Annotated in this window: 13 protein-coding genes; 1 reads left to right on the top strand and 12 read right to left on the bottom strand. The window is 37.0% G+C overall.

The window, feature by feature from the left end:
• Window positions 1–79 precede the first annotated feature (79 nt).
• From BMX49_RS08030 to BMX49_RS07985, 10 genes are all read right to left on the bottom strand, one after another.
• Window positions 80–1,513 carry an NAD(P)-binding protein gene (locus tag BMX49_RS08030; RefSeq protein WP_034716117.1) on the bottom strand — a complete coding sequence of 478 codons (1,434 nt, stop codon included), beginning with the start codon at window positions 1,511–1,513 and terminating at the stop codon, window positions 80–82.
• 1 nt (window position 1,514) lies between these two features.
• Window positions 1,515–2,186 (bottom strand): phosphoglycolate phosphatase, encoded by a 672-nt coding sequence (locus tag BMX49_RS08025; RefSeq protein ID WP_034716119.1) that lies wholly within the window; start codon window positions 2,184–2,186, stop codon window positions 1,515–1,517.
• Window positions 2,187–2,821: 635 nt separating this feature from the next.
• Window positions 2,822–3,379 (bottom strand): phage tail-like protein, encoded by a 558-nt coding sequence (locus BMX49_RS08020; RefSeq protein ID WP_051803491.1) that lies wholly within the window; start codon window positions 3,377–3,379, stop codon window positions 2,822–2,824.
• A gap of 44 nt (window positions 3,380–3,423) precedes the next feature.
• Window positions 3,424–6,300, bottom strand: a complete 2,877-nt coding sequence (locus tag BMX49_RS08015; protein ID WP_034716121.1) for a phage tail-like protein — start codon at window positions 6,298–6,300, stop codon at window positions 3,424–3,426.
• A gap of 290 nt (window positions 6,301–6,590) precedes the next feature.
• The gene (gene rluF, locus BMX49_RS08010; protein WP_034716123.1) at window positions 6,591–7,310 is read right to left on the bottom strand and encodes a 23S rRNA pseudouridine(2604) synthase RluF; all 720 of its coding nucleotides are present in this window, start codon (window positions 7,308–7,310) and stop codon (window positions 6,591–6,593) included.
• Complete coding sequence (locus tag BMX49_RS08005; RefSeq protein ID WP_126337084.1) at window positions 7,297–7,881, bottom strand: hypothetical protein; 585 nt, start codon at window positions 7,879–7,881, stop codon at window positions 7,297–7,299. The genes rluF and BMX49_RS08005 overlap by 14 nt, the downstream gene beginning before the upstream one ends.
• A gap of 7 nt (window positions 7,882–7,888) precedes the next feature.
• A complete protein-coding gene (gene truB / locus BMX49_RS08000; RefSeq protein ID WP_034716127.1) occupies window positions 7,889–8,593 on the bottom strand; it encodes a tRNA pseudouridine(55) synthase TruB in 705 nt (234 codons plus the stop codon).
• Between the two features lie 124 nt (window positions 8,594–8,717).
• Window positions 8,718–9,536, bottom strand: coding sequence for an undecaprenyl-diphosphate phosphatase (locus BMX49_RS07995; protein ID WP_034716129.1), 819 nt, complete (start codon window positions 9,534–9,536; stop codon window positions 8,718–8,720).
• Window positions 9,537–9,646: 110 nt separating this feature from the next.
• Complete coding sequence (locus BMX49_RS07990) at window positions 9,647–9,949, bottom strand: DUF3098 domain-containing protein (protein WP_051803495.1); 303 nt, start codon at window positions 9,947–9,949, stop codon at window positions 9,647–9,649.
• 2 nt (window positions 9,950–9,951) lie between these two features.
• Window positions 9,952–10,851 (bottom strand): cell division protein FtsX, encoded by a 900-nt coding sequence (locus tag BMX49_RS07985; protein ID WP_034716131.1) that lies wholly within the window; start codon window positions 10,849–10,851, stop codon window positions 9,952–9,954.
• A gap of 155 nt (window positions 10,852–11,006) precedes the next feature.
• Between BMX49_RS07985 and rsmA the strand changes: the two genes are divergently transcribed.
• Complete coding sequence (rsmA, locus tag BMX49_RS07980) at window positions 11,007–11,777, top strand: 16S rRNA (adenine(1518)-N(6)/adenine(1519)-N(6))-dimethyltransferase RsmA (protein ID WP_034716133.1); 771 nt, start codon at window positions 11,007–11,009, stop codon at window positions 11,775–11,777.
• A 189-nt stretch (window positions 11,778–11,966) separates the two neighbouring features.
• Here the strand turns inward: rsmA and BMX49_RS07975 are convergent, their stop codons facing one another.
• Together BMX49_RS07975 and BMX49_RS07970 are read right to left on the bottom strand one after the other, a co-directional pair.
• Complete coding sequence (locus BMX49_RS07975; protein WP_034716134.1) at window positions 11,967–12,518, bottom strand: DUF1003 domain-containing protein; 552 nt, start codon at window positions 12,516–12,518, stop codon at window positions 11,967–11,969.
• 215 nt (window positions 12,519–12,733) lie between these two features.
• Window positions 12,734–13,501: a TIGR02757 family protein gene (locus BMX49_RS07970; RefSeq protein WP_034716136.1), complete on the bottom strand. Its 768-nt coding sequence runs from the start codon at window positions 13,499–13,501 to the stop codon at window positions 12,734–12,736.
• Window positions 13,502–13,510: the final 9 nt, after the last annotated feature.

Here is a 13,510-nt window from a genome sequence, read left to right as displayed (position 1 = left end):
ATAATTCCACGTTTTTGTATTTTTCATAATTTCTGATAAAAATATCATTATGAATTAATGATACTACTTTACTTTACGCTTAGTTTTTAGAAATAACCAAACGCGACATCGGTTCTGGATAGCCACGCTGTACCGCCAACGCACTTGCCAATTGATCGATGTCTCTTTTTGGAATGTCGATAAAGATAAAGTTGGGGTCCAATTGTACGTCGTTGGCAGACAAGAGGTCTTCTTCCTGAATTTTTGCGATGATCTGATTGGCAACCGTTAAGGCAGAAGAGGCTTTCACAATCTCACTGCGCGCATACGATCTGCTTGGAAAACTTACCTCGCCCACGCGAAGATCTGGATCGTCCCCCGGAATCTGCTGGGCGCCATACATGGGCGGACCGCCAACCGTGGCCGACTGGAATGTGGGTACAAACTGAGCTACCAATTCTATGGCATTTTCTGTGCGGGTACCTACTTCTGAAGCTTCCCAATTGCCGCTAATTCTCTGCGTGATGGCGGAATTGAACTCGGGTTGCACTTCATTATTTTTAGATTTTACCAAACCACCTTCAAACAAAGTGATGTCTCTGGTCATGCCGTGCAGTTGGTAGTAATCTCCGCAATATGGCGTCAGTTGTGCCATGCCGTGCGGTGTGCCACGTTCGCCATGAAAGATCAACTCAGGAATTAGACCTGCAATAGGTTTCCATTTTGAAACGTAAGCCGCTTTGAATTCGATGAGACGGTTGGACTCCAGATGTAATGATTCATCTATGATACCGGTTTTAAATCCGCAAGAATTAACCAGATACCGAACTTTGTAGGTTGCATCTTTGGTGAAGATTTCCCAATTGTGTTCCACGTTTTCTGTACGCACATCTTTGATATCTATCACAGCACAATTTAATTTGAGCTCGCATTTTTCTCCTTTATCTAAGGCCAACTGCGCCTGAGCACCAAGTCTGAAAAGATTCCAACCAAATTCTTGCACGATGAAAACGGGTAGTTTAAGTTTTTCGATATCAATCAATTGAAGGGTATTAGACATCCATTGATCTGTGGAATCAGGAAGTTTTGTGGTTCCCAACTCTTTCAACGCTAGCAGATCTTCTTCATTGTATAATTTATAATACGCATCTGGCTCGCCCAAAATTTCATTGGATGGATCTTTTGCAATTAATTTTTTGTAATGCTCTACCAACATTTTTAACCGGTTTTCGATGACTTTGGTTTCATATTTTTCCGTTTTTGGAATGCTGATAAACGTAGGTCTTTCATCTATAGATTGCGGAAAAAGCTTCGCCATATCGATAGACTGCTCCATCAAAATACGGCATTGCTCATCTGAAATGTCGGGATATAAATTTCCGCCCGCATGCAAATGACAAAAGGGTGGACCACTTACCACGCTTTCTTTTTGTTCAAATAAGATAGAATCTATTCCATATTTTGCAGACTGTAAAGCCATCACAGCTCCTGAAACGCCACCACCAATGATGCCTAAGTTGTATATTTTCGACATGTTAAAATATGTTTTGTAGTTCTGCAAAATCATCCACCACGATTGTCGGATTGTAATCTGCGATATGTTCGTTGTAATTGTAGCCGTAGGTTAAACCAATACTGTCCATTTCAGCGTTTTGCGCGGCGAGGATATCGTTTTTAGAATCTCCAACCATAATGCATTTTTCTGTACTGATGTTCATGTTATTTGCCAAGTGGAGAAGAGGTGCAGCGTTGGGTTTAGTTTCAGGTAAGGAATCTTCGCCGATCCAGGTTTTAAAAAATTGTTTGATGTCAAGTTGATCTAAAATCGGTTCGATAAAAGCGTACGGTTTGTTGGTGCAGATGACCATTTTGTATTCTTTTTCGGCTAAATATTGTAAGGTTTCAACAACGCTGGGATATAGATAGGTGTCTTTGCACGGAACTTCTCTGTAGCATTTTAAATAAAAAGCGAAGGCTTCTTCAAAAAATCCATCGGACATTTCTGCATCTTTCATAGAATGTTTCAAAGCTCTTTTTACCAATGTTCTGGCACCGTTTCCGATGAAGGGCGCTACTTCTTCTACTGGAACTTCTGGCAATTGATAATGCGACAACATGGTATTGATGGCCAAGGTAAGATCTGGAACACTATTAATCAGCGTGCCATCAAAATCGAAAATGATGAGTTCTTTGTTTTTAAAATTCATAAGGTGTATTTGAGAAGAGAATGCTCTTTTGTAATTAATTTTTTTTGATTTATAGTGCCAACAATAAAATAATAGTTATTAAAAAAAGGTAAGATTATATTCTATTTATTTACAATTGGTAAGATATAGTGCAAATATAGGAAATGTTTTGGGTTATAGACCTATGCATAATTCATGTTTTTAAAAATTACTCAATGCTAATCGTTGTTCACCTCTAAAATCAAGATTTACCAATTAAACCTTAGTTTAAATTCTATAAATTTTAGCTTCCGTATTTTTAAATTATTAAGGCATTTCCGTTTTATTTCATATTGATGTGTGTTATGCAGTTCCGATAGCTATCGGAAGGAATAACGTGACGTGAAGTATTTCACTGATTGGCAAAGAGAGTTCTCCTTCGTCAGAAATCGTAGATTGATCGCGTAGAAGCACCATCTTTAATTTCAGACCAAAGAAAAATTTGCTTAACGACCACCATAAACCTTCACTCCAATTTCCATCTGAAGTATAATTTTTATAATCAATGAAAATAGTAAGTAAAAAAAGTTTTGACTTTTTAATCTCAACCGTAAATAAGAAAAACTCCTACTATTTGCAATAGAGGAGTTTTTCCGTTTCATCATTTTTATACTAATTTATGGCTTCCAGAAAGTCCACACGGTTCCGTTGAAAACTGCAAGTTGCTTTTTCAAGGTATCATAAGCCATCATGCCTGGCGCTGGATTTTTAATATTTAAATGTGGAGACTCCATTTTAGGTAAAACCATCGCCTTATTGTTATCTGATAAAACTAAAACTCCAGCAATATTCTCACGTGCCGTCCCAATAATAGTGGTCGCACTTGGCAAATCTACCAATGCCGATTGAATCAAAGTATTCACTTTTCCAGTGATATCCTGGGTCACGTTATCATAAGAAGTATTGCTTCCGCTGAAACTTAAGGCAGTCCATTTTGTGGCGGATGTTGCGTACTGAATGACACCAGTTTTAGCATCAATGATCATCGTTCCAGCTACAACACCTTGCATAATGGAGGCATCTAAAATATAAGGCAAAATAATTCCCTTATTTCCAACTCCAAACTCTAAGGATACAGACGGACTTGAAATAGTTTCTTTCCCAATCGCAACTTGTGCATTAATTGTGCTAACAGCTGCGAGAAAGAGAATACTGAATATTTTTTGAATGTGCATTTTTTTTGTTATTTGAAAAATATAAAATTAGGATCTATACCGATTTACTCAGGACACGTTTGAGTTGAAAAACAACTCCACACTGTGCCATTGTAAATTTTCATGCATTCGTTAGTCGTATCGTAGACCATCATTCCTTCAACAAAGTTAGCAATGGGAATTCCGACTGGTAAATTATTAGTATTAAACGAAACTCTGTTAATCACAAAACCTTTAGTGTTGGATTCCAAAGCCATCCAGCCGCCTTTTCTGACCATAGGCCAATTGTCGCTTTTAGCGCCCGCTCTTCCTAGTAAAGTAATTCCAAACTTGGTTTCTTCGATGGTTCCACCATCTACTACCGGCAGTTTGTAGCAAACTTTTGCTAAGTTAATGGTGACGAAAGAAGACTTTTCAACTCCACCACATAAGGGTGTAACGGTGTATTTAAAAGTATAGGTTCCTGCTTGAGCAGATCTTACAAGCCATTCATTTTTCACGAGTAAATTACTAGGCAATGTTGTCGTTTCGGTCCAAGTTCCATAAGTGTCGAAAGTACCTGTTAAATAATCAAATAGATTAAGTTTAGTCTGCGTGCCATCGTAATTAATATTTACTACTTGTCCGGTTCCAGCTTCCGCATTCGTCAATGCATCTGGTCTTAAGCTAATTTTAAAAATACTGCTGATGCAAGATGTTGCACTGTTTGATGTAATTCGAACACTGTATTCTCCTGCTTTACCCAGGGTAAATTGACCAAGGTCTAAAACATTTGCTGTCGATAAAATGGTGGAAGGATTATCATTTCTAAACCATTGAAAGTTTAAGTGATTTAAATTATCAATAGATAATATTAGTTCATTGGTCATACAATTTGCGGTCGTGCGGATGCCGGGTTTTCCTAAAAGAGCGATATCCATCTTCCGCGTTACAAAATTTCCACAATTGTCAATTACTCTAAAGAAGTAAATTCCACTTTGCAATCCTTCAAAAATAGGATTCGTACCATTGTCTCTAAGGATGGTGCCATTTTCTTGCGCGCTCACGATGGCATATTGAAGAGGAGCAATACCACCCGACGCTATAAGACTTACATCGTAAGTTCCATTCGCACATTGAAAAGCGTAGGCATCATTAAATACAACGGTATTTCCTACAACAAATTCTTTTAAAACAATAGGATCACAATAAAATGTCTCTGCTTTTCCAGTAGAGGTTCTAACATTATAAAAATTAAGTTTATCAGCAATAATTCTGTATCTACCTGGAAGTAAGGTAAAATTGGACCCCGTCTGTATAGTATTGGCATTATACTGTTTTCCCGAACCATCAGTAACCGCCAGATTTTCTAAATTACCCCATCCTCCTACAGAAGAGTAATATCTCTGGTATTTAAAATTCGTTCCTTTATCTGCCGAAATTCTAATTATTCCGCCACAACTCTGCTGTACCGTGACAATCGCAGGTGTTTCTATAACTCGTTGAGAAGTAATGAAGGAAAATGTTGCCACGTCACCACCACAACCAGCAACAGCTTCTACTGTATAATTTCCGCTAGGAAGATGGGTTAGAAGTAGTCTTAGCTTCTGATTGTTGCTAACAGTATCGTACCAACTTTCTGGCACATCAAACGGTAGAGGACCAAATGATGCAGGAGCAGAAGTAATCCTAACTGACGCAAAGTAATTGCCACTATTCGGCTGCAACATAATCGAACTAAAATCACCACTGCATTCTGGTAAATTATTGGAAGACTGAATTGTAAAAGGGTAAGTAGTTACCTCTGCAGACGATTGAACTTTACGACCACACGCATCCGATACCTCGTAGGTGTAAGTTCCAACTGGTAATGGATTTGTTGAACTGCCATAGATTTGTTCAAATGCGAAATTATTATGATTGGTATTACTTTGCGATGGATTGAAGCCCGCTGGCACCGTTAAAAATGTAATTTTAAAAGGACTTTGAATTGGATTTGGGATGCTCGAAGTTCTCTCGCCAAGGCCAAATTGCAAATATTGTCCATTGCATGTTGAACTAGGTTTCGTAACCCGATGGTGTAGTTGCTGATAGATAGTTTCATCAAACGTGTACGGGCTAGAGTTCAGGCAAGCATCTTTCACAACGATACGTACCGAAAGAGAGGTAACAGTATCAAAAAATGGAATATCAAGGCTTTCTTCATACTTCTGGATATTTGTTACGACAACTGTCTGAGGTTCTGCAACACCAGGTTTCATAAAAGTCGCCGAAATAGTTAGTGGATATTTTAAGACTTCCATAGAAAGATATTTAAACGAAAGTTTTAAACTTGTGCAAGCTAAAGGCGTTACCACCAAACCTAAACCTTGCGAAGGCTTTTTAGAGGGGGTGTATTTTATTTCCTGTTGACTTACCAAGCCGCTTCCGCACGCATCTATTACTCTATATTTATAATTACCCGCTTTCAAGTTTGTAAAAGTGTTACTTGGTTGTTCAAGCAAAACCGAATTATCAACACTGTTTAGCAATTGATAAACATATGGCGCTCTTCCGCTTGATACATTAACTTTAAAGGAGCCATCATTGCCACAAATCTCGTTATTGACCAGCGTCGAACTGAAAGCCAACTCTGGTTTTTGATTTAAAATAACGAAGTTATTACTCGTCGCCTGGCTGCTTTGGTTACCACTTGTTTCAGTAACCACTACCCGATAGGAACCCGCTGGTAAGCCAGATAATGTGGAACTTGACGTAATTGTATTCACGGTGGTGACCGCATTGTTGTAGACTGAATAAACTAGCGTTGCACCAGCAGTTTCCCCTGAAGTGCTCCAAGTTAAGGAACCATTATTTAGGCAGGTTTCGGGTGTTCCAGTTAAAGTGATTATTAAGTTGGAATTCTGTGCGAAAAAACAGAAAGAAATTGAAAGAAATAGAAAAGAAAATAAATTTTTGCCCATCGTCGTATTTTTATATTAAGATGTGCAAAGATAATTCACTATAAGAATTAAAGATATCCTATAGCATGATAAAAATCATTTAAAAATTTTAAATCATCTATCTATTTAGAGTAAAAAAATTGCTTTTGTAGACGGAGAAAATAATGAATAATTGAAATATTTTGTTCATTATAACAAAAACTTATTCTTACTTCTTCATAAAGAATTTACTAGTAGATTAGCCATTAACAAAATCAATTTGTAATCAAAATTTCAACATCATTTACAAACGAGAAGAAAAAGTAGTTTTTCTAGACCGTCTTATCTGAATCCGCAACAATGGCTTTCAATTCACTAACTTCTTGCTCCGTTAAATCCCGCCACTTTCCAATCAGAAGATCCAGTTTAATATTGAGAACACGAATTCTTTTTAGCTTTTTGACTTCGTACCCACAGAATTCGCACATGCGGCGAATCTGGCGGTTTAAGCCTTGCGTTAAAACAATTCTAAAAGATAAGTTATCAATTTGCTCGACTTCACATTTATTGGTTACCGTATCCAAAATCGGAATCCCACCACGCATTTGCATCAGGAATTTTGGCGTAATAGGATGGTCAACGCGGACAATATATTCTTTTCCATGGTTGTTTCGAGAACGTAGAATTTTATTCACAATATCACCATCATTGGTTAAAAGGATTAATCCTTCACTCGGTTTATCTAATCGACCAATTGGAAAAATCCTTTTCGGATGATTCACGAATTCGATGATATTATCTCTTTCTCTTTTGGTGTCGGTGGTACAGACAATTCCTACCGGTTTATTCAAAGCGATATAAACAGGTGCTTCTTCCGTTTTTTTGATGGTCACGCCATCGACAAAAATTTCATCATCGTCAGAAACTTTCGTTCCCATTTCCGGCACGGCGCCATTGATGGTTATCCTGCCCTGCTCCAACATCCTGTCTGCTTCTCGGCGAGAACAGAATCCAACTTCTGAAAGGTATTTATTAATTCTAGTCTTTTCCATACTCATTATAGTTTTTGTTGCTGAAGATTGTGAGCCCGTAAAATAATCCGACAAAGGTAACGCCTGTATTTCCTAATTGCTGCCCTTCTAAATAAAATCCGGCCTGTTGACTCAATCTTTTGCGGTGAGATATTAGTTTTCCCACTTTTAGTCCATAAAGATCTGCATTGTCCACAACTGATTTATTCAGTTGAAATCCATAAGTTAAATCGATAAAGATTGGTTCACCATCGTCCACGTTAAAAAGGATTTTAGGTTGAATAATTCCATAAAGAATATGAAAATTATTGGTCGTGTAGCTATATTTTAATCCCCCACCTAAAGAGAGATTCGGTATCAAATGATATCCTGCGACCGCGGAAAATCCGTAAGAGAAATCGTTGGGATAATTTGTAGGAGGATTATTTGGATTGTTATCTCGGTCTCGATTACCTTGAATAATATTTGATAAATTAAATCCGGCACTTAGTTCCGGACTGAAATAAAAACCTTGGATTGGTCTTTTCTCTAATTTCGTTTGGCTAAATGCAAAACTGGAAATTAACACAAAAATAAAATATAGTTTTTTCATAACAACGCTACTGATTAAAATTTTCAAAACTGTATTCGTCTTTCAAATATTCTGCACTACCATTCTCGATTTTGTAATCGCCAATCTTGGTTCTGCGAAGATTGGTCAAATAGGCACCAACTAAGAGATCCTGACCAATATCGTGCGCTAAACTTCTGATATAAGTTCCTTTGGAACAACCTACCGTAAAGCGAACAAATGGTAAATCAATTTCAATATCTGTGATATAATTAATGGTCGTTTTCCGAGATTTCATTTCGACCTCTTTTCCTTGTCTGGCTAAATCGTAAGCTCGATTGCCTTCGATTTTGATGGCAGAAAAAATCGGTGGTTTCTGATCGATCTCACCCAAGAACTTTTCTAAAGTTTCCTTGATCTGTTCTTCCGTAATTGCCGAAATATCTTGCTGAAGAATCTCGGGCTTTTCAGTGTCGTACGATTCTGTTTGCACGCCGATTTTGATTTCGGTAAAATATTCTTTGGGCGCATCCTGGATTTCAGGAATGATCTTGGTGAATTTTCCAGTACAGACAATTAATAATCCTGTGGCTCGCGGATCCAAAGTTCCGGCATGTCCGATTTTGAATTTTTTGGGAAGATTAAACTCTCTTTTGAGTTTAAACTTCAATTTATTGACGGCTTGAAAACTCGTCCAATCCAAAGGTTTGTCGAGGAGAATTATTTGGCCTTCTAAGAAATCGGTATCAGTCATTTTTGAAAACTAAATTGGTAAGAAGTTCTGGTTTGCAGCCCGACCTGAGTGGAGCTCTTTTTGTCGCAACGAAGTGAAGACAAAAAAGCGGGAACGGAGGGCGGAAATGTCTGCTCAAATAAGATTATTGAAACTGTGTAAAATAAATCAACAAAACGATTCCCACGATAATACGGTACCAACCCCAGGGTTTAAATCCGTATTTATTTAAGAGACCAATGAACGATTTAATCGCAATCAACGCAACCACAAACGCCACAATGTTGCCGACTACAAACGCTATAATATTATCGTTGGACGCCAAAATCATCTCGTAACCTTTCATAGGATTTGCGGTAGTTTTGCCCCAAGTTTTTACAAAGATGGAATAAACGGTCACCGCCAACATCGTCGGAACTGCTAAGAAAAATGAAAATTCTGCAGCGGCCTTGCGAGTTAAACCTTGGGTCATCCCACCGATAATAGATGCAGCACTCCTACTCGTTCCGGGCATCATCGCCAGACATTGCCAGAATCCAATAATAACGGCTTTTTTTACCGACATGTCTTTTTCATCATCGATCGTAGGATTTTTAAACCAAGAATCGGAGAAAAGTAAAAAAATTCCACCAAGAATTAGCACGGATGAAATGGCAATCTGGTTTCCTAAAAGTGCTTCAATGTGATCATCGAAAAGATAGCCTAATATCAAAGCAGGAATTACAGCCAAAGCCAGTTTGTAATAAAATTTTAAATTCTGAAAATCAAAAAACTTTTTCCAATATGCAGCAACTACGGCTAAAATGGCTCCGAACTGAATGGACACTTGAAACATTTTTAGAAATTCCGTTTCTTCCATGCCCATTAAGTTGGCGATAAAACCCATGTGTGCGGTAGATGAAATAGGAAGAAATTCGGTAAGACCTTCGATGATTGCAATGATGATTGCTTTGAATAAATCCATGTAAATTAATATTAAAACTCTGTGATAAAGCTCAGAGTCGCATTTTGATTAAAAAAAAACTTTGTCAAAGATTTGAACTTTGACAAAGTGGATTGTGGTAAAAATAAAACTTATTTCTTATTCCGTTTCAGAATGGCGTACACTTCAACCGCAAACCCAGCAATCACCAACATTGGGGCGATTCGAATGCGTCGGATAGAGAATATGCCTTCATTCCAAACATTAGGATCGTATTTTCCATCAACGGTATTGGCATCAGCGCCCATCATTAAAAGAAAGCCAGCTACAATTAAAGCCAACCCAATTAACATGAGTTTGTAATTTTCTTTACCGAAGTAGAACGTCTGATTCTCCGGAACTTCAACCGTTTTACCAATCGAATCAGCCGAGAATTGTTTATTTTTTTTGCTCATTTTTAAGAATAATAAAGATCATCTACATTAGATCTCAAGAAACGCCAAGTTGCGAAAACCGTCGAGAACACCGTGATTAAAACTCCTAACAAGAATATACCAACGACTAAAATAATCAATTGATTATTGTCTTGCGCAAAGGGAGTTCCGATCTGGGTGATGAAATAATACCACGCACCAAACAGAACGGCCAAACCAATTAAAGCACCGATCACTCCAAGAATAATTGCTTCTTTAATAAATGGTTTTAGAATGAAGCGTCGCTTGGCCCCAACCAATTGCATGGTTTTAATAATAAATCTTTTTGAGAATATTTTTAAACGAATTGAGTTGTTTATCAACACAATCGCCAAGACTAGGAACAAGACTGAAAATCCTAAAATCCATTTTAGAATGTTGTTGAGATTGTTATAAACTTCAACCATCAAGGTGCTGTTGTTTTTCACATCAATAATGCCCGGAGTCGATTCAATCATCTTAATCGCTTCGTCAATTTTTGCGGGATCTACATATTCTGGTCTCAAGGCAACTTCAATGGAAGAGGGAAAAATATTTTCATCGAAAAGCGCACTGCTTTCAATACCCATACTTTTTTTAGCTTCGTCAGCTGCCATCTCGCGGGTAATGTAAGTCGCTTTTTTTACGGGTGCTAAAACCTGAATTTTCTTGAAGGTCTCGGCTTCCATTTTAGCGGTTTTTAGCGAATCTTTTGCATCGTAATTTTCGTCAAAGTAGGCATTGACTACCAATTGCTCCTTGATATAATCTGAATATTTTTGAGCATTGATAAGGATTAGCCCCATTAATCCCAATAAAAATAAAACCAACGCAATACTAATCACAACGGTGATATTGCTGGAGCGGAGTCGCCTCTTGTTAAAATCCTCAACTGTCTTAGCCATTAAATAAAAAATTTCTGCTAAAATAGAAAAAAACTTCCGTAATTTGCGGACAAACGCGGAAAATCGCTGTTAAAAAAAACTTAAAGGAAATCGCGAGCGACCTCAGAAAAGAGGTTTTCGACCTAGGTTTACCTTTTAAAAAATCAAATTCTTGAATGAGCGTAAGAGCAAAAAAACATCTGGGTCAACATTTTTTAATGGATGAAAATATTGCCAAAAATATTGTTGATGGTTTAAGTTATGAAAACAAAAATCAGGTTTTAGAAATCGGTCCCGGCATGGGCGTGCTCACCAAATATCTGCTGGAAAAAGACGCTGAAATTTTTGTAGCAGAAATCGATAGAGACTCGATTGAATATTTAAAAACGCATTATCCAAAATTAGAGGACCAGCATTTTATTGGCGATTTTTTACAGTTAAATTTAGCCGAATCCTTTGAAGGTCAAGTTTCTATCATTGGAAATTACCCGTATAATATTTCGTCTCAGATTTTATTTAAAATCATTGATTATTACGATCGAGTTCCTGAAATGGTTGGAATGTTTCAAAAAGAAGTTGCTGAAAGAACAGCAGCTGTTCCGAGAACCAAAGACTACGGAATACTCTCAGTTCTCGTGCAAGCTTTGTATGATGTCAAGTATTTGTTTACGGTGCATGAAAACGTCTTTAATCCACCTCCTAAAGTAAAATCAGGAGTGATTCGATTGACTCGAAATCCAAAAGAAGGTTTAGCTGGAAATGAAGTTTTATTTAAAAGAATTGTAAAAGCTGGATTTGGTCAACGCCGAAAAAAATTATCAAACTCATGGAAAGCTTTGGATATTCCGGAAGCCTTGAAAGATCATGAATTTATGGATAAGCGAGCCGAGGAATTATCGGTGGAAGATTTCATTGCATTTACCCAACTTTGGAAAAAACATTCTTAAAAAATTAAAAACCATTTCAGCTTTGAAATGGTTTTTTTTGTAAAGTACTTGTGATTTTTTTAAAGCCGCAAAAGGCAAAATTGCTTTATGATTTAAAGGCTATAAAAAGGGAAACTTTAATCTTGATTAACCTTGTCAAGGTTTTGAACCTTGACAAGGTTTTGCGAAAACCTTCTAAGTTTAATTAACTTATTTTTCCGGTGGTAGGTTTGCTTTCTCCTCTTCTATTTTTAAATCTTCCAATCGCTTTTGAAGATTGGCGATGACTTCTCTCATCGCTTTGATATCATTTTTGTTTGAAGATACATTGCTTTTCAACATTACATTTCTGGCGCGCTCATTGTGATCTTCATCGTCTTCTTCTTCGGCAATATCTTCAATGTCTTCCTGAATATCATCAATATCTTCACTAATTTCTTCAATATCTTCCTGGATGTCTTCAATGTCTTCCTGAATTTCGTTGACATCATCTTTCAAATCTTCGATATGTTCCTGACTTCTGTTCACTGACATCTGAATGAAAATAGCCAGATAAATTGCTTCCAGCGAAAGTACGGTTGTCAAAACCAAGAGCATTTTATCAAAGGCGACAAGGCCGAAAAGCGGAAGTAAAAAAGCGGAGATAAAAATAATGGAGTGAATGATTAAGGACGGGATGGAACCAATCCACCACATCAAACCGTCGGTCACCTTAACTAGAAATTCGATTTTTTCTTTGGCTTTTTCTTCTCTTTCTTTCATTTTTTAACTTTCTTAAAAATTTCTCCAAACAACTTCTCACTTAATTATGCGAAAAATTCAGGTGCAAATATAATGTTTTCCACTCTTTTTTTCGTCGCAAAAACGTTTCAGTTAGCCATATCAAAATAAATAAAGCACGCGCATGACAAATTTTATTTAAAATAAATTCGAGCATTCGTGGCAAAAACTTGTACAATTCGTGTTCTCTACAATTTCTAAAATGCTTTATCTACTCCTAAACCAAAAAGAGCGAAATCGTATTTTGCAGGATCTTTATCATCAAATTTTCTTAGAACTAAATCCAGTTCTTCGACGGTTTTCCAGTCGTTTTGTTTTCTTTGAATCAGATTCAGTTTACGGGAAATATTGCCTGTATGAACGTCCAAGGGAATTGATAAATTTTTCTGATCAATTTTTTTCCAAATTCCGAAATCTACGCCTTTGCGATCTTGTCGAACCATCCAGCGGAGGAACATCATTAATCGTTTTGCCGAGGAATTTTTATAGGTTGAACTGACGTGTTTTTTACTTCGGTGAATTTCGTTTTCTTTAAAAAACTCAGTTCTGAAACGGTCGAAGCTATGGTAGAAATTGGCTTCATCTTCGCTCACTAAAAAGAGATTTTCCAAGGAATCATTTTCTTTATATAATCGACTTAAATTTCTAATAAAATAATTAAGATCTTCTTTATTAAAAGTCCGATGAACGGAATTATGATTAAAGAAATCCATATCACTTTCCTGAAAATTTAAGACGAAATCGTAAGGTGAATTTCCCATCCACAATAAGATTTTCTCTGCATCATTGATGATAGATTTTCTAGTTCCCCAAGAAATGGTCGCGGTTAAAAAACCAGCAATTTCAATATCTTGTTTTGAGGAAAAACGATGCGGAATCAGAATCGGATCATTTGCGATAAAGTCGATGTGATTGTACAAATCGGCTTTTTCGTCGAGGAATTCTTTTAACTCTGAAAGGATCATTGGTTGATT

The organism is Kaistella antarctica, assembly GCF_900109615.1.
Lineage (GTDB): Bacteria > Bacteroidota > Bacteroidia > Flavobacteriales > Weeksellaceae > Kaistella > Kaistella antarctica.
Note: the sequence above shows the minus strand (reverse complement) of the source record. Positions and strands in the feature narration are given on the sequence as shown.